Annotated in this window: 13 protein-coding genes and 3 pseudogenes; 12 read left to right on the top strand and 4 right to left on the bottom strand. The window is 67.8% G+C overall.

What is annotated here, in order from left to right:
- Window positions 1-90: 90 nt before the first annotated feature.
- The gene (locus tag ACQEXA_RS20350; RefSeq protein WP_432937488.1) at window positions 91-1,326 is read right to left on the bottom strand and encodes an IS701 family transposase; all 1,236 of its coding nucleotides are present in this window, start codon (window positions 1,324-1,326) and stop codon (window positions 91-93) included.
- Between the two features lie 431 nt (window positions 1,327-1,757).
- On the bottom strand, window positions 1,758-2,090 hold the full coding sequence (locus tag ACQEXA_RS20345; protein WP_432932538.1) for a hypothetical protein: 333 nt from the start codon (window positions 2,088-2,090) through the stop codon (window positions 1,758-1,760).
- A gap of 332 nt (window positions 2,091-2,422) precedes the next feature.
- Between ACQEXA_RS20345 and ACQEXA_RS20340 the strand changes: the two genes are divergently transcribed.
- Window positions 2,423-2,656, top strand: coding sequence for a hypothetical protein (locus tag ACQEXA_RS20340; protein ID WP_432932539.1), 234 nt, complete (start codon window positions 2,423-2,425; stop codon window positions 2,654-2,656).
- A 318-nt stretch (window positions 2,657-2,974) separates the two neighbouring features.
- On the opposite strand, the pseudogene ACQEXA_RS20335 reads toward ACQEXA_RS20340, so the two are convergent.
- A pseudogene (locus tag ACQEXA_RS20335) lies at window positions 2,975-3,669 on the bottom strand (transposase); the annotation flags it as partial.
- Window positions 3,670-3,924: 255 nt separating this feature from the next.
- On the opposite strand from ACQEXA_RS20335, the gene ACQEXA_RS20330 reads away from it, so the two are divergent.
- Together ACQEXA_RS20330 and ACQEXA_RS20325 are read left to right on the top strand one after the other, a co-directional pair.
- Window positions 3,925-5,238 carry a hypothetical protein gene (locus ACQEXA_RS20330; protein ID WP_433130745.1) on the top strand — a complete coding sequence of 438 codons (1,314 nt, stop codon included), beginning with the start codon at window positions 3,925-3,927 and terminating at the stop codon, window positions 5,236-5,238.
- Window positions 5,205-5,567, top strand: coding sequence for a hypothetical protein (locus ACQEXA_RS20325; RefSeq protein WP_432922668.1), 363 nt, complete (start codon window positions 5,205-5,207; stop codon window positions 5,565-5,567). Before ACQEXA_RS20330 ends, ACQEXA_RS20325 begins: the two co-directional genes overlap by 34 nt.
- Window positions 5,568-6,295: 728 nt before the next feature.
- Here ACQEXA_RS20325 and ACQEXA_RS20320 read toward each other — a convergent pair.
- Window positions 6,296-6,982 carry a hypothetical protein gene (locus ACQEXA_RS20320; RefSeq protein ID WP_432932542.1) on the bottom strand — a complete coding sequence of 229 codons (687 nt, stop codon included), beginning with the start codon at window positions 6,980-6,982 and terminating at the stop codon, window positions 6,296-6,298.
- Window positions 6,983-7,001: 19 nt separating this feature from the next.
- Between ACQEXA_RS20320 and ACQEXA_RS20315 the strand changes: the two genes are divergently transcribed.
- The 9 genes and pseudogenes from ACQEXA_RS20315 (at window position 7,002) to ACQEXA_RS20275 (ending at window position 16,178) form a co-directional block, all read left to right on the top strand.
- Window positions 7,002-7,301, top strand: coding sequence for a peptidoglycan-binding domain-containing protein (locus tag ACQEXA_RS20315; protein WP_432932544.1), 300 nt, complete (start codon window positions 7,002-7,004; stop codon window positions 7,299-7,301).
- Between the two features lie 205 nt (window positions 7,302-7,506).
- Window positions 7,507-8,940, top strand: coding sequence for a protein kinase domain-containing protein (locus ACQEXA_RS20310; RefSeq protein WP_433130743.1), 1,434 nt, complete (start codon window positions 7,507-7,509; stop codon window positions 8,938-8,940).
- 43 nt (window positions 8,941-8,983) lie between these two features.
- Window positions 8,984-9,461: pseudogene (locus tag ACQEXA_RS20305) on the top strand (PP2C family protein-serine/threonine phosphatase); the annotation flags it as partial.
- Window positions 9,437-10,047 (top strand): annotated as a pseudogene (locus tag ACQEXA_RS20300) (tyrosine-type recombinase/integrase); the annotation flags it as partial. The pseudogenes ACQEXA_RS20305 and ACQEXA_RS20300, both read left to right, overlap by 25 nt.
- 202 nt (window positions 10,048-10,249) lie before the next feature.
- Entirely contained in the window at window positions 10,250-10,696 is a 447-nt protein-coding gene (locus ACQEXA_RS20295; protein WP_432932548.1) for a hypothetical protein, read from the top strand.
- A gap of 856 nt (window positions 10,697-11,552) precedes the next feature.
- Entirely contained in the window at window positions 11,553-13,973 is a 2,421-nt protein-coding gene (locus ACQEXA_RS20290) for a SpoIIE family protein phosphatase (RefSeq protein WP_433130740.1), read from the top strand.
- Window positions 13,974-14,381: 408 nt separating this feature from the next.
- Complete coding sequence (locus ACQEXA_RS20285) at window positions 14,382-14,705, top strand: helix-turn-helix domain-containing protein (RefSeq protein ID WP_433130738.1); 324 nt, start codon at window positions 14,382-14,384, stop codon at window positions 14,703-14,705.
- Window positions 14,706-14,730: 25 nt separating this feature from the next.
- On the top strand, window positions 14,731-15,618 hold the full coding sequence (locus ACQEXA_RS20280) for a transcriptional regulator (RefSeq protein ID WP_433130736.1): 888 nt from the start codon (window positions 14,731-14,733) through the stop codon (window positions 15,616-15,618).
- A gap of 17 nt (window positions 15,619-15,635) precedes the next feature.
- Window positions 15,636-16,178: a flavoprotein gene (locus ACQEXA_RS20275; protein WP_432932554.1), complete on the top strand. Its 543-nt coding sequence runs from the start codon at window positions 15,636-15,638 to the stop codon at window positions 16,176-16,178.
- Window positions 16,179-16,393 lie beyond the last annotated feature (215 nt).

Here is a 16,393-nt window from a genome sequence, read left to right as displayed (position 1 = left end):
TGGGTGGGGGCAGCGGCGTCCGGCACAGCGGGCAGCGCCCGGCCCAGCAGGCCAGCAGGACCTGCAGTCCGGCCACGACCTGGTAGGTCGTCAGGCCGTGGCCGCCGCTTTCGGGGACAGTCGCTCCAGGGTGCAAAACGCCTGGGCGACCGAGGCCAGGGTGAGGTGCCGGTGGAAGCCGTTCCAGGTGCGGCCCTCGAAGTGACCTAGCCCCAAGGCGGTCTTCAGCTCGCGGTAGTCGTGCTCGACCCGCCAGCGGAGCTTCGCCGAGCGCACCAGGTGCCGCAGGGGGGTGTCCGCGGGCAGCGTGGAGAGCCAGTACTTGGTCGGCTCCTTCTCGCCGGCGGGCCACTCGGCCAGCAGCCAGCACACCGGCAGGTCCTCGCCGGGGTGCGCCCGGCGCAGCCGCACTCCGGCGGGGCGCACCCGCAGTGCGGCGAACCGCGAGCGCAACGGGCCCTTGGAGCCCTGCCGCCAGGTCACCCGGTGCAGGGCGCCGTGCCCGGCGTCCTGCACCAGCGTGCGCACCGAGGTGGGTGCCTGCCGGTAGCGGGGCACCGGGGGCCGGCCGGTGCCCGACCAGGCCGGAGCGGTACGCGTGGCGGTCTCGGGCAGCACCGCGGTGTCCGAACGCACCCCGACCACGTAGTCGATGCCGCGCTCTTCCAACGCCAGCCGGAAGGCACCGTCTTGACCGTAGCCCTCGTCGGCCACGATCAGCGGCGGGTCCAGCCCCCAGCACCGCAGCTCGTCGACCATGTCGACGGCCAGCTGCCACTTGGCGACATGCCAGACCTCGTCGGGGATGTGGGCCCGGCGGCGGCGCTTGGCCACCTGGTCGGCGTCCTCGGCGGGCGCGGCGGTCACGTCCCACTGCTCGGGCAGGAACAGCCGCCAGTTCACCGGACAGGAGGCCGCGTCGGTGACCAGGTGCACGCTCGGGGCGACCTGGCAGTTGGCGGTCTTGCCCAGCGCCCCGCAGTACTGCGCGGCCACGCCGGGCGAGGCGTGGCCGTCCTTGGGAAAGGACACATCGTCGATCACCCAGGCGGCCGGGCGGATGACCGGCTCCATGCGCCAGGCCAGCTCGGCCAGCACCATCTGATGGGACCACGGGGCGTCGGCCAGGAACTGCTGCAGGCCCTGCCGGTCCACCCCCAGCCGGGCCGCCATCGGCTCCATCGACTTGCGGCGGCCCGCACCGAGCAGCCCGCGCACATACCGCTCGCCCCACCGCCGCTGGTCGGACCGTCCCAACGGGGCGAACACCTCGGCCGCGAACGCCGCCAACCGGTCCTGGGCCTCCACGAGCTCCTGCGGAGTCATGGCCCTCACCTCCGCGAGGCCAACACGCCCTCCTTCCCCCAAGATAACCAAGCCCCACTAGCGATGGCGTGTACGTCGCGTAGCTAGATCGCCACGGCTATCGCAGGTCTATCGCGAGCAGTGCGCAGCAGTGACAAAGGGCGGGACTCAGTGAGACTGATCCCCGCCCTTTGGCATCGGCATTCGCCCTGGTCAGCGCATGATCTGTGCTGGTTATCGGCGAGTGCCCCCGGCAGGATTCGAGCCTGCGCACGCGGCTCCGGAGTGAATGCGTCGATCACTCTGCATAGCTCTCTGACCTGCGGCGATGTCCATCTAAGGGCGCCAGCGACACAGACTGTGTCGGAGGTGTGTCGGACGCCTTGGCGCAGCTGACCGTGTCTGTACCTGAGGCGGCTCCGGACCACTGCAGGGAAACCCCGCCGCTCCATCTATCGCGGCAGCGAGATGCCTCGACCTCTACCGCGGCGCACGCTCTGGTCGATGGCCCCAAGCTGTTCCATCCTGTCGAGCTGGTAAGCCACGGAGGACTGGCTCGACAGGCTAACGACTTGACCGATCGCCCGCACCGAGGGTGTCTCTCCGTACTCGCTGATCCAGTCCCTGATGCACTTCAGGATTCGTTTCTGACGCTCGGTTAGGTGATTGTTCACGACACCTCTTCCTTCTGGGAGCGGGCGTGACGGCGCAGTTCCACCTAGGCCGCCGATGGCGCGGCGTTCATGCGCGAGCCAGGCGTCGACGTTGTCTGGCAGGTGGGGCATCCGGCCTACGCCGGGCCGACCGTGATCAAAAGTCAGCCCGGAGAACCGGGCATTTTCTGATCTTGAAACTCGTGCGACGGACGGCCACTCCCTCGTCGTAAAAGAGGCAAAGGTCCTCGCGTCAACTGCAACTGACAGTGCAAGCCCGCACTACACAGCCCTGCGGCGACGTGGCATATGCCGCAGGGTCACAGGTAGTGTCCTAGAATCGAACGCTTGTTCACTCCTTCGGATGAACCGTGTTTGCCCAGCGCATCCCGCGCACCAGACGCGGGAACCAAGGCCACGCACCCCCCACGCTCCCCTCACATGCCACTACACAGGAGATAGGTATGGATCGCGAGCAGATCCTCAAGCTGTACGCCTGGGAGTTGGGGGCCTGCTTTCGGCACCCAGGCAAGGGTGAAGTGCCGACCACTCACGTCTGGACGGTGCGGAGCGCGGCCGGCGGCACCCAGGACATCCGCGCCTGCGAGGAATGCGTCATCGCCATGGAGGACATGCGGCGCGAGACCACTTACCGCCGGGGAGTCGAGTACGAGCCCGGGCGCGTCTCGCAGGCGTAGCAGTAGGCTTGGTGCAAGGGGGTTGGCGCAGGTGGGGAGTCTGCTCGCGGCGCAACTTCAGGGAGGATTCAAGGGGTGAATCACTCTCAGAGAGCCGTGAGGGAGCGCTGGATGCCTCCCTTCGTCTCAACGACGCTCAATTCGTCTCACCACGTCTCTGTACTTCAGGGGCCTGAAGTGGGCAAACGCGAGCGTCTCCGCAGGTGCCAGGCTCAAGGAGTTGAGATGACCGTCGTCTGGACCCTGCGTTCCAACGGCTGACGGAATCGCGTTGAACCTCGAAGGGTCCCGGCCGGGGTGCACTCCCCGGTCGGGACCCTTCGGCGTTTCGCCGCCTGTGGCGTGCCTGCGGGCGGCTTGCAGCCTGGCCAGGACCTTTTCGCGTCGGTCCAGCTCGGTGGGCAGGTCACTCTCCTTGCCGTCGATGCCGAAGGCCTGGTCCCTCGGCGGTGTCGCTGGTCTCGGCGTCGGCCAGCAAAGGGCCGCGTTGCCCTCCAGTTCAGCGATCTCGGCCTCGATCCGCTCCTCCTTGTCGACCAGGCGGCCGTAGCCCATCACCTTGTGCTTGGAGGCGTTGGCCTCCAGTTTCGTGCCGTCCAGGGCGCCGCGAACCATCTGGACCATGCCGAGCTTCTGCGCGAGATACAGCGACTGCAGGAACAGATCCGCGAGGGAGTCCAGGTGGCGGCGGCGGAATCGGGCGATCGACCGGAGTCCGGGGCCTGGCCGGCGGCCGGGAAGCGAAACGCGACATCGTCCACGCGCCGGCGCTCGATCTCCCAGGAGGAACGGACCCCGGTGGTGTAGCCGTAGATCAGCAGCATCAGCCGCGGGTCGTAGGGCGGGAAGCGGCGCTTTTCGGTGTGGTCCGCCAGGATCGGTGAGAGGTCGAGCACGTCGTCGACCTGCTCGGCCACGAACCGGGCCAGATGATCCTTCGGCAGCCAGTCATCCAGCGACGGCGGTAGCAGCAGGACCTGGTGCGGGTGGAAGGCCCGGAACGTCTTATCCACCGCCCCCGTACGACGGGGCGGCTGTTCACCCTCGACCGGCTCGACCTCGAACAACCCCTCCCGATCACGCATGCCGGGATCATCCCGCACGAGTGATCACCAGACACACACGGGTTGCCGGTTACTGAGACACGCTCCCAGTGAGGCCAGCCTCGGACCGCCGAGGTGGGTGTCCGGGCGTTCGAATGACAGCCGCGGTGGGTGGGTGGACGCTGCGAGCAGCTGGTTCGTGTGCTCGGTTGGGCGGTGGTCAGGGTGACGGCTGGTGCACAGGCGCGCAGGGCGATCGCAGCGGGCAACGCAGCCGGAGCAGTCACCGTCCACGACGTACTCGACGGACATGTCGCGCTCGATCTGGAGTGCCTGGACCGGATCTACCTCAACGGCTATGTGCCGAACCTTCAAGTCGGCGGCCAGGTGGTGACGTTCCTCACCGGGCACTTGGGTCACCCGGTCCCCTCGCCGGCACTGCTGGGGCAGATCGGCGACCGCTTCCGCGCGGCAGTGGCCCGCTTTGCCCGCGACGAGCACATCCCGGTGGTCCGCTTCGCGAAGGACGCCCGCAAGGCCGACGTGATGAAGCCGTACCTGGCCGCCGCGCAGGCGTCCGGTCGCCCACAGGTGGTCGCGATCGGCGTGGCCCAAGAGTTCCAACGGGTGTTCACCGGCTACGACCGGGCTACCACACCCGGAGCCGTGTGCTTCGGTTTCGACAAGGCTGACCGGCGGGTGACCTGCTTCTACTTCTACCTGTGGGACTCCGACTTCGGCCCGGCGTTCATCAAGATCTGCTCCTACTTCCCTTACCCGATCAAGGTGTGGGTCAACGGCCACGAGTGGGCCAAACAGCAGGCCGCCCAAGCCGGGATCGCGTTCACGGCCCTGTCCAACGGGTTCGCCTCCTGCGGCGATACGCCCGGACTACAGGCGATCTGCGACCGGCTGGACTCCGGCGCCATCGCCGTGTTCTTCGAACGCTGGATGGCCCAACTGCCCCTGCCCTTCGGTCCACGCGAACGCGACGGCGGCTACTGGTGGGAGCTGTCCATGCGCCAGATCGAGGTCTCGCGCACCCTGGTCTTCGACGCACCCCGCAACGCTCGAACGTTCTTCGACGCCCTGGTCAGCGACAACCTCGGACTGGGCCGCCCGGACGAGATCTCCTACATCTTCGACCGACGCATCCGCTCGGACACCCAGACCGGGTTCGCCACCAAGGTGGTCACCCGTGGCGTCGACGTCACGGTCAACCTGTTCTACAAGCACTCCAGGATCAAGCAGTACCTCAAAGAAGGCCGGGCACTGCGCATCGAGACCGTCGTCAACTCCCCGAAGGACCTCGCAGTCCTGCGCCGCCTGGACCACCTCGAGGAACTTCAGACCAAAGCCCGTGCCGTCAACGCCCGACTGCTGCACGCTGAACGCGTCGGCCAGGGCTGCGTCCTTGCGAGCCCAGCCTTTGAGCGGGTCGCGCTGCCCTCGGTGACCACCGACGGCAGGAGGGCCCCGGCCCTGCGGTTCGGCGACCCCGGGTCATGGCCCTGGCCGGCGCCCTGTCCATCCTGCTAACCACCGTCGTCGGGTTCACCAACCGGAGCCTTCGCGCCCAGGTGAGCGCCCTGCTGGGCACCCCATACTCGACCAATCAGATGGGCTACGACCTTGCCCGGCTACGCCGCAACGGACTGATCCGCCGCCTGGAGCACACCAACACCTACGTGCTGACCGACGACGGCCAACGAGTCGCGATCTTCTACACCAAGGTCCACGACCGGCTGTTACGGCCCCTGCTGGCAGCCAACACCCCACCCGCACCCCCACCGCTGCGCGACGCCCTCGCCGTGATCGACAAGTCCGTCGCGCACTACACCCGCACCGCCCGACTCAAAGCCGGATGAAACTCAAGCAAAGTGCACGTGTTCTGACCACCAAGGAGACCTAGCGCTTCGGCCGCCCGCATGCGGTCGTTCATGAAGGGCCATGTGGCAGCGGGCCGGATGGAGATCGGGCAGCTGGTGCTCAGGCCGACCCGGAGGCCACCGAACTCCAGCTCCATCTCCAGCAGTTGAGCCTCAACACCGGCGAGGGCAACGGCAACTCCAACACCAGGTCGATGACGCGGTGCGGAACTGGCAGGTGGGCGCGCGGCATCAAGAGCGACGAGCTCGGAGTGCAAGGCAAGGCGGCCCCGGCGCGACTGGAATCGGAGACGTCGGAGCCGTAGGGGGCCCGTACCAGCGCATCCGGCCGATGCTCGCGCGGCTGCGCGTCGTGCGCCCGAGCCGGTGCGCCCCGCGCATTCGATGTCCGCGCGCCGAGCGTGCGCGCCGCCAACTGCCGCTCCCGGTTGCTCAAGGTGCGGCGCAGTCACGGCGCGCGCATCCGCAACGGATTCACGGAATCGCGTGTGGATCGGCGACGAGCTCTGCATAATCGCAGGCGTCTATAGGGGGAAGGATTCACATATGGATGGGCAAAGGTGTTCGAAGTGTTCCAATGAACGGGCGACGGGGGGCAGTGACGCCTGTCAGTGCACTCAGCAGGTGGCCACCACGGCCCGCCGCGCCGGCCCGTCCGAAACGGCCGCGCCGGAGGACTTCCAATCGCTGGGCGTCCGCCCATACATCTACGTCAAGCTGCCGAAATCGCCCGGCACCAAAGAGCTCCCCTCCAACCCGCCTCCGGGCCAGAGCCCCACCGCTCCGCGACAGCACGGAACGCCGTCGGCCCCCACCACCCCGCCTTCTGCGACCCTCCCGCCGGGCATGAGCGTGGTGGGCGGCCGCACGCTGAAGGTGCCCCACTCGCTCTTGGAACCGTCGGCACCGCCGACGACCGGGCCGGACGAGGCCGACACCCAGCCGCTCCAGAAGCCGCACGAACCGGTAGCGCCGAGTGATCCACGCACACGGCGCACACCAAGTGCCACGCACGGGCCGGACAGCCCGCTGTCGCCGCCGCGCCCCCCTTCCCGCAACAGTTCCCCCGGGAGGCAGAGGCGCCGACCGAAGGGCCGGCGCCGACAGGCCCTGATCGTCGCGGCGATCGCGGTCGCCGTCGCCGGCTTCACGAGCGCGCTGCTCATCCCGGACGAGCCAAGGCGCGACACCGCGCTGCAGGACGGACGCACCAGCGTGCCGGAAGAGTCCGGCCGCACCCCGGCCTCTTTGTCACCCTCCGCGTCGGCGTCCACCGAGCCATCCGCTGCGAAGCGCGCGAGTTCCTCGGCGTCGACGGCAAGACCGGCGCCGGCCACGCCGGCAGCGCTCTTGGCGTCGACGTCGAGGTCGGCGCTGGCGTCGGCGTCGGCCACGCCGACAGCCCCGAACCGCGTGCCGACGGTCCCTACCGCTGGCTCGGTCGGTTCCGCGCAGCCTCGTGAGAGCCAGACCGTCACGGGACCGGTGCTGCGCCGCGGCGACAAGGGCCCCGAGGTCGTGGAACTGCAGCAGCGCCTGCGCCAGCTCTCGTTCTACACCCACGACATCACCGGTAACTTCAACATCCAGGTCGAGAACTCCGTGCGCCGCTACCAGAGCGCCCGAGGCATCTCCGGAGAGCCGGGCGTGTACGACGCGGCGACGCGCCGCAGTCTGGAGTCGGAGACCTCGGAGACCTCGGAGACCGACTGAGCGTCTGGCCCGCTGATCGGCCGACACGGTCACGTCTGTCATCAGGTGTTACTTCCTGCTCGAAGATCCACCGCTGACCGTACGGACCCTCCGCCCGCCTCGGCCTGAGGGGAGACCTCTGGAAATCCCCCTCAAAGAGGGATGGTTGGGTGTGTAATCATCGCCGGATAGCCCCTGTGGGTGGGCTCTTCGGCTTGGAGGAGCGTTGGAAGAGCTGAAGGTGGGAGACCCGCGACGGGTAGGGCGGTACCGGATCGTCGCGCGCCTGGGAGCGGGTGGGATGGGCCGGGTGTACCTGGGGTGCTCCCCGAGCGGACGCGCCGTGGCCGTGAAGGTGGTGCGGGCGGAGCTGGCGGAGGACACGGGGTTTCGGCGGCGGTTCGCCAGGGAGGTCGAGGCGGCCCGGCGGGTGACCGGGTTCTTCACTGCGGCGGTGGTGGATGCCGATCTCGAGGGATCCCCGGCCTGGTTGGCCACCGCGTATGTGCCGGGGATGTCGCTGGAGGCGGCGGTGCGCACCCACGGGGCGTGGTCGCAGAGGTCGGTGCTGACCCTGGGAGCGGGGTTGGCCGAGGCACTGGAGGCCATCCACGGGGCCGGGCTCGTCCACCGGGACCTGAAGCCGTCGAACGTGCTGCTGTCCGCTGATGGCCCACGCCTGATCGACTTCGGAATCTCAGCCGTAGCCGGGGCGAGTGTCCTGACCCAGACCGGGACGATGGCCGGGACTCCCGGATTCATGTCGCCCGAACAGATGACCGAAAAAACGGTTGGCCCGGCCAGTGACGTGTTCTCCTTGGGCGCGGTACTGGCTTTCGCGGCCACCGGAGTCGGCCCCTTCGGGACCGGCTCTGCGCTCGCGGTGAACTTCCGTGCCGTGTACGAAGAGCCTGACCTCGGCGGGGTGCCGCCCGGCCTGGACGTGATCGGCCAGTGCCTGGCCAAGGACCCCGGCCAGCGGCCCACCGTACCCGACCTTGTGGCGGCACTGACCCGAGCGCTCGGCGAGAGTGATGGGCACACCACTGCCACCCAGGTGCTCGCCGAGGCCGGCTGGCTCCCCGATGCGGTAGCACAGGCCCTCCTCACCCACGCCCCGTCGCCACAGCTCCAGCGCCAGGACCAGGGGCATGACGATGGCGAGACCGCCGACGACGGGGCCACTGGGCCATCTGCTACCTCCGCCGATGCCTTGCCCTCACCGTCCGCAACCCCGACGGTGCCGCCCGAGCCGCGCCACCCGAACCGCAAGAAAGTCCTTGCGGTGACGGCGGCCATGCTCACTGTGGTCCTGGGCGTGGTGGCCCTCACGGTGGCGCCGACCATGCCTTGGCGCGAGAAGTCCTCCGGCCAACACGACTCCACCGTCCCGGCCAGCACTACCACCTGGCCCGGCACAAGTACGTTGCCGACCAGACCGGCTCAAGAGCCGGTCTCCGACCTTTCAGGCACCCCCGTCAACACCGCTGACGCCATCAAGGTGACCACGGCAACCTCCACCTCCTCGCGGCCCCCCGCTACACCCGCAGACCTCACCAGCGGCGGAACCACCAGCATGGATTCCCCTCCCACCCCCAGCCCTACCGCAATCGACGGCGGCGGCTTGCTCGGCGGCTTGCTCGGTGCCTTGCTCGGCTGATCAGCGCCATAAAGCGCGGCAGACCACGCCTTCGCCAATCGTCATGGATCGCGACCGCGGAGGCCCGTCGGATCTGTTGGTCGTCGCGACGGTGGCTGCCGTCAGCTACCGCTGGGTAGCGGTCCTCACGGCCCTGTCCGCCGCCGTGTGGTTCGCGTTCTTCTTCACCACTCCGCACGAAAGCTTCACCCGCTTCAGCAACGCGGACGACATCGTCACCGCCGGGCTGCTGCTCGTGGTCGGCCTTGTGGTCTCTCAGCTGGCTCGCCGCTATTCCCGTGAGCACGCCATCGTCATCACGCTGCAGCGCAGCCTGCTGCCCCGGGTGCTGCCGACACCAGCGCCGTCCAAGTGGCGTGTCGGTACGTGCCCGCCGAAGCCGAGGTCGGCGGGGACTGGTTCGACGTGTTTCCCTCCCAGGCCACCGCACCGCTCTGGTGGTCGGGGACGTGGTCGGCCATGGCCTGCGCTCCGCGGTCACCATGGGTCGGCTGCGCACCGCGGTGCTCGCGGTCGTCGACTCGTCGGGCTGTTCGCCTGTATGTACTACGGCGCCTTACGCCCGGCCGAAGCCGTCGGTCTCACGGTGGCGGACCTGAAGTTGCCCGAGGACGGCTGGGGAACGGCGCTGTTGAACCGCACCCGTCCCAGCGTCGGCAAGCAATGGACCGATTCCGGAGAGACGCACGACGACCGCGGACTCAAGAACCGGCCTGTGGAGGAGGTCCGGCTGGTGCCGATCATGCCTCAGCTCGTCGTGATCCTCCGGGAGCACCTGGCCGTGTTTGGCACCGCGGGGGATGGGCGGCTGTTCACGAACGAGCGTGGGGGAGTGGTCGCTCCTCGACGTACTGCCGCGTCTGGCAGGAGGCTCGGGCGCTGGCGCTCCCGCCGGCCGCGGTCGCCTCACCGCTCGCTGCCCGGCCGTACGACCTCCGACACTCGGCGCTGTCGACGTGGCTCAACTCCGGAGTGGACCCGACCGAAGTGGCCGAACGTGCGGGCAACAGTGTTGAGGTGCTGCTGAGCCGCTACGCCAAATGTATTGATGGACGACAGGAAATCGCCAACCGCAAGATCGAAGAGTTGTTGCGCGAATACGAGTGATAAGGCAGATCGGCATTAGCCCCTGGTTCGCATGGGCCGGGGGCTTCGTCGTGTCTCAGCCGTACGACTGGCACGCCGAGCTGTTGGACGCGCCCAAGGCGGCTCCTAGCCGAAATGCGCAAATTTGTTACGTTATTTCGTCTGACTCGTCAGGTCAGGGCCGCTCCCAGCGGGACCGGCCCCTTGCTAGGACGGCTGGAAGATGGCTGACAAGACGAAACCGATGTATCTGGGCAGCGGCGACCCGGCGCGGCAGCGCACGGATTATTACCCCCATTGGCTGGACAACCTTGCCGACGATGTGACGATGGAGGGCTCGACGCTGAACGGGGTCGTGCGGGGGGTGGAGGACGTTCGCACGGTGCTGTCCCATGCGCGCACTCTGTACGAGTACCAGGACTTCATCTACATCGGCGGGTACGGAGAGAACGGCTTAGTCGAGGACTACACGTCGACGGTGGGCGGTGAGCCGATCGCAAACATCGCTGTCGTCTACAGGAACGCAGAGGGACAGACGCAACATCTCGTGGTGAACCACCGTCCGCTGTCGTCGGTCCTGCTCCTTTCTCGGTTGATGGGGGAGCACTTTGCTGGGACGCGGTACGCCCAGTACTTTGCTGCCCCGTCGGTCGATGCCGACCGTGGCTGAAGAGGAGCTCTCATGCCCACGCCATGACAGGGGTCCTCATGGTCACCGGAACCGTTGACGTCCTGCTGGGCACCGTTGATGGCGCATGTCTCGGAGCGGTCGGGCGCGGCATGACGTCACGCCGGCCGGGTTCAGGAAAGGCCTCGATGACCTGGGCCGATGCACCAAGATCCTGTCCACGAATAGTCCACAGACGGCGTCATAGGGCCGCTCAGGGCCGCATATGGCAGCGCATACACGAAGACCCCGGCCTCAGCGTTTCCGCTGGTGACGGGGTCTTTGGGCACCTCAGAAGGGGTGCCCCCGGCAGGATTCGAACCTGCGCACACGGCTCCGGAGCCCAATCAAAGTTGGGCTTGCAAATGGGCTCTGAGCAGCAGGTTCCTTGATCACGGGAGGTGTGCGGTGCCCTCCTGTATCGCAGATAGTGCGTATCAGGCAGGGAGTAGGTCCGTTGTGGGCCACGCGCGCCTCGTGAAGGCAGAGCAGATCGGAAGTCGCCTCCAGCTCCTACGCCCGTTGAGAGGCCGGCTTCGCCGGCGGGCTGTAAGCCCTGCACGGTAAGAAGGGCCCCATCTTGCCTGACCGCCACCCCAGCGTTCGGGACACCAACTACACGGATGAAGACTCCGAAGCGCTGGCGACCGATGACCTCTCCACCGACGTGAGTCCCCACCGGCAGAGCGACGACGGGCGCCTCCCAGCTCTGCCGAACCGCCTAGGCTGCCCGGGTCCGCACAGCTCCAGATGGAGGTCGGCGCCGAACGCGGGGGCGGACCGGACGCGGAATTGGTCCGGGAATCTGTCATATAAATGGACCGTTTTCTCGTACTACTGAGACCGTAGCGTCGTCGGCATGGTGCTGAACGAATCGACGCGCGAGATGTCCGAGTCGGCGGTCGCGATGCTCGACGAGCATGGGACGGTGGTCGCATGGACGCAGACCGCCGAGCGGCTTGTCGGATATTGCGCCGGGGAGGTGGTGGGCCGGTCTGCCGCACTCGTACTGCCATTTTCCGAGGAAATGCCGACGATATCGGCGTACATCGAGCATTGGCGTGTCCAAAATGGCTGGTCGGGCACTATGGCGGTGCGCCACCGAGACGGCCGCGTCCTCAACATCAACCACCGGAGCTCGATGTTGTGGGGGCAGGACGGAACGGTCCGGTGGCTTGTGTCCATCACCGACATCGACACGCTCTCCCAGGAAACGACGGACGGATCGGTGCGGGAGGCGCTCATCACCCGCGAGCCGATCGGCATCGTCGTTCGTGACCCGCAGCTGCGTTGTGTCTGGGTGAACGACACGATAGAGAGCCACGACGGCATCTCCCGTGACCGGCGGTTCGGCCGCCGACTCACCGAAGAACTGGCCGGCCTCGAGGCCGAAGCCCTTGAAGCGGTGATGCGGCAGGCGCTGGCGAGCGGCACCACCGCGGTCCAGGGGTACCGGGCGTGGCCGGCGGAAGATCCGCGCCGGGCGCACGCATTCTCGGCCTCGTGCCTCCAGGACACGGACGGCAAGGCGCTGGGGGTGTGCAGCATGAGCGTGGATGGCACCAGCAGCAGGCGGGTGCATGAGCGCCTTGCCATCCTCAGCCAGGCCAGCACGCGTATCGGCCGCACCCTGGACATCATGCAGACCGGGCAGGAATTGGCCGACCTTGCCGTGCCCGCGCTGGCCGACTACGCCGCCGTCGACCTGGCGGAGTCCATCCCGTCCGGCGAAGAGCCCTCTGCCCGATTCGACGTGATGAGCGGTCGCCCTCCCGTTTTCCGCCGTGCCGGTCAGGCCTCGATCCGCCCCGGGGTCCCGGAGTCGTCGTTCGCGCGAGGGGAGACGATTTCCGTCCCCCCGGCCTCGCCGCTCGCCAACGTCCTGCGTACGGGAAGGTCCCACCTGGAACCGGTACTGGACACCTCCCCTGGGACATGGATCGACCACGACCCAGCGCGGGCGCAGAAGATGCGTGAGAACGGGGTGCACTCCCTGATGATCGTGCCCATCCGCGCACGGCGCGCCGTCCTGGGCGTCGCGCTGTTCGTCCGCACCGAGGACCCCATACCGTTCAAGGAGGATGACCTGATGCTCGCCGAGGAGCTCGTCACCCGGGCCGCGCTGTCCTTGGACAACGCCCGCCAGTACGCCCGCGAACACACCACAGCCCTCGCGCTGCAACGCAACCTGCTCCCCCACCGTTTGATGGGCGGCGCCGCGGTCGAGGTGGCCTCGCGCTATCTGCCGGCCGACACGGACGCCGGCGTCGGAGGCGACTGGTTCGACGTGATCCCGCTGTCCGGCGCCCGGGTGGCCCTCGTCGTCGGCGATGTCGTCGGACACGGCATCAACGCCGCCGCGACCATGGGGAGGCTCCGCACCGCCGTCCGCACGCTCGCCCACATGGAACTGCCCCCCGACGAACTGCTGGCCCACCTCGATGACACCTTCCAGCGGCTGGCCGAGGAAGACACCGACGCCCCGGACCAGCCCCCCGCGGTGATAGGCGCCACCTGTCTGTATGCCGTCTACGACCCGGTCACCCGCCGGTGCACCATGGCACGGGCCGGGCACCCTCCGCCCGCGATCATCGACCCGCACGGCCAGGTCACCTTCCCCGACCTGCCCGCCGGAAGCCCACTCGGCCTCGGGCTGGGCGTCCCCTTCGAGGCCGTGACGTTGGAACTGCCCGAGGGAAGTCTCCTCGCCCTGTACACCGACGGCCTGATCGAAACCCGCGACGACGACATCGACGCCGGCATGCACCGCCTCGGCACCGCCCTGGCACAACCAAGCCGCTCCCTGGAAGACCTCTGCACCCGAGCAACGGAAGACTTCCCAGGCCAGGCACCCTCCGACGACATCACCCTGCTCCTGGCGCGGACGCTCTCACTCAGCCCCACCCAGGTCGCCTCCTGGACACTGCCGAGTGACCAGAGCGCTGTCCGCAGCGCCCGGCACATGGCAGCCCGCCAACTGACCGCATGGGGCCTGGAAGATCTCCAGGACCCCACGCAACTCATCGTCAGTGAACTGGTCACCAACGCCATCCGCCACAGCACAGGCCCGATCGGACTGCGCCTGATCCACCACCACGTCCTGACCTGCGAAGTATTCGACACCGACGCCAACTCCCCGCGTCTGCGTCACGCACACACGACCGACGAAAACGGCCGCGGCCTCTTCCTCGTCGCCCAGCTGTCCCACAGATGGGGCGCTCGCCCGGTAGCGAGCGGCAAGGTCATCTGGGCCGAACAAGACCTGGCCATCGCAGCCTGACACGCACGGGCCTCCAGCACGCCACCCGCACTCAACAAGCAACTGTGCACCCCTCGAGAGGCGAGCGGATCGGAAGTCGCCTCGGGCTCCTGCGCCCATCGAGAGGTCGGCTCCGACGACGGGCTGTAACACCCGGGGTGTTGCAGCCGTCTGTGACCGGACAGCCCGGACACCGGCACTTTGAGCTGTCCGGCCCGTTTCTGCAGATGAGAGCCCTAACCGGACAGCCGGACAGCCCGGACATCTCCAAGCAGGGTCTTATGAGACCCGGACAGTCCGTCCGGGTTCTCTCACGTTCAGCGCCACACGCTGGTCATGGTGGCGGAAAGGGGTGAGTTCACTTACTCGCTTCTCGCCACGTCGGTACCGTGAATGACGCCCCTACTCAGCAGCCGGAGGCAACGCCCCATGCGTGGTCTTGGAGATCACCTCAGCATCGGCGAGCGCATCGCGTTCTACCGGAAGCGCCGCGGCTACACACAAGAGGTGCTGGCCGGCCTTGTCGGTCGTAGCACTGACTGGCTCGCGAAGATCGAGACGGGGCGTAGGAAGCCACCCCGCATCGACATGCTCGCGGAGCTGTCGCGCATCCTGCGCGTGCCTCTCGGGGACCTGCTCGGTCAGACCGTTCTCATGGACGATGAGCGGCAACAGGATGACGTCCCCGCCGTACGTGACGCCCTCATGAGCCCGCGTCGACTCTCGGCGTCTCCTGTTCGGCCTCGAAGCTGAGGCGCAGCTTCCGACACCCGCTCCAATGGCCGTACGCGTCGAGCAGGCATGGAGCGACTACCAGGGCGGACGACTCGGCAGCGTCATCGCCGCCCTTCCCGCACTGCTGCAGACCGCACAGGAGCTGGAGGATCGGGCGGTACGCCAGGGTGATGAGCGTAGCGATTGCTGGGCCGTATCCGCCCGCACGCACCACCTCGCCGCAACCACGCTCGCGAAGATCGGCGAGTCAGACATCTCATGGCTCGCTGCCGAGCGCGCGATGCGAGCCGCTGACGAGTCGGACGACCCGCTCGTGTTGGCGTCCGCCGCACGCTCCGGCACGCATGCCCTGCTGGCCAACGGGCGCTATGACGACGCCCTGGAACTGGGGAACACGGCAGCCGCGTGGCTGTCGGCTCAGGTCACGGACAGCGACCCGGCCGCGCTTAGTTTGCTGGGGATGATCCACCTGCGTGCGGCTGTTGCGGCGGCTCGGCATCAGGACCGACCCACCGCAACGTCACTGCTGGGCCGAGCCCAAGAACTCGCGGATGATCTCAGGGCGGATGAGAACCACTGGCAGACCGGATTCGGACCGACGAACGTACTGCTCCATCGCCTGTCCATTGAGCTGGACCTCGACAACGTGTCCTACGTGGTGGAGCACGGCCGGATCAACGTCGACCATATGCCGCAGGAACGCAGCGTCTCGCATCGCATCGACTTCGCGCGGGCTCTGTCGCTCGCGGGGCAGGGGGATGAGGCGTTCGCGGAGCTGCGTACGGCTGAGCGCACGTCGCCACAGCTGGTACGCAACAATCCCAGGGTGCGCGAGACGCTTCGGGATCTCATCAAGCAGTCTCCTGTGACCGGCGGTTCGCGTTCGTCCGAGGTGTTCGCGATGGCTCAGCGATGCAGGGCGGTGCAGTGAGTTCAGGCAAGCGTGGGGTGCTCGGAATCGTCGGGTCAGCGGCCGGCGGGGTGGAGAAGCTTCGCACCGGTCTCGTTGAGCCCGCGATGGACCGCGGATGGCGGGTGGCCGTCACCCTGACGCCGACCGCAGGTGAGTGGTTGCGGATGAGTGGCGAGGTTGAGCAGCTGGAGAAGCTCACTGGCCTGCGCGTGCGTGATGAACCGCGCCTTCCCAGCGAGGCTCGCCCACACCCGCCAGTTGACTGTTACGCGGTCGCTCCCGCGTCGGCCAACATGGTTGCCAAGCTTGCCACTGGGGTGATGGACAATCAGGCTCTGACGCAGGTCGGTGAGGCTATCGGCACCCTTGGTCTCCCGGTCGTCGTCTTCCCGCGGGTGAACGCGGCGCACGCTCGCCACCCCGCATGGCAAGGCCACATCGACGCCCTTCGGGCCGGGGGAGTGCACCTCGTGTACGGGCCGGCCGTGTGGCCGCTGTACGAGCCGAGGGAAGCGCCCGCAGGACGTGAACTCCCCTGGGCAGTAGTACTGGACGCTGTGGACAGGGCAAACCGATGACGAAGCGTCAACGTGCTTGACGTGCAAGGAACGAGGACCCGGACAGTCTGTCCGGGTCCTCTGCCGCTTCCGGCCGCATGCTCCTTGGCATGTCAGGGATCAACGAGCGAAGCGGCGAGCTGGGAGGGCTGACCCCCTTAGAACTCGCCCTGATCGAAGCGAGTCTGAGCGAGGCGCGCGCCAAGGCTGAACGACTGCTGAGGCGTACGGACGAA

This window comes from Streptomyces sp. CA-106110, assembly GCF_050936285.1.
In the GTDB taxonomy this organism is placed as follows: Bacteria; Actinomycetota; Actinomycetes; order Streptomycetales; family Streptomycetaceae; genus Streptomyces.
Note: the sequence above shows the minus strand (reverse complement) of the source record. Positions and strands in the feature narration are given on the sequence as shown.

What these genes read in the sequence shown, in the direction of transcription:
- ACQEXA_RS20350 (WP_432937488.1), bottom strand. Translation starts at nt 1,326, where the DNA reads ATGACTCCGCAGGAGCTCGTGGAGGCCCAGGACCGGTTGGCGGCGTTC.
- ACQEXA_RS20345 (WP_432932538.1), bottom strand. Translation starts at nt 2,090, where the DNA reads ATGCCCCACCTGCCAGACAACGTCGACGCCTGGCTCGCGCATGAACGC.
- ACQEXA_RS20340 (WP_432932539.1), top strand. Translation starts at nt 2,423, where the DNA reads ATGGATCGCGAGCAGATCCTCAAGCTGTACGCCTGGGAGTTGGGGGCC.
- ACQEXA_RS20325 (WP_432922668.1), top strand. Translation starts at nt 5,205, where the DNA reads ATGGCCCTGGCCGGCGCCCTGTCCATCCTGCTAACCACCGTCGTCGGG.
- ACQEXA_RS20295 (WP_432932548.1), top strand. Translation starts at nt 10,250, where the DNA reads ATGGCTGACAAGACGAAACCGATGTATCTGGGCAGCGGCGACCCGGCG.
- ACQEXA_RS20290 (WP_433130740.1), top strand. Translation starts at nt 11,553, where the DNA reads ATGGTGCTGAACGAATCGACGCGCGAGATGTCCGAGTCGGCGGTCGCG.
- ACQEXA_RS20285 (WP_433130738.1), top strand. Translation starts at nt 14,382, where the DNA reads ATGCGTGGTCTTGGAGATCACCTCAGCATCGGCGAGCGCATCGCGTTC.
- ACQEXA_RS20280 (WP_433130736.1), top strand. Translation starts at nt 14,731, where the DNA reads ATGGCCGTACGCGTCGAGCAGGCATGGAGCGACTACCAGGGCGGACGA.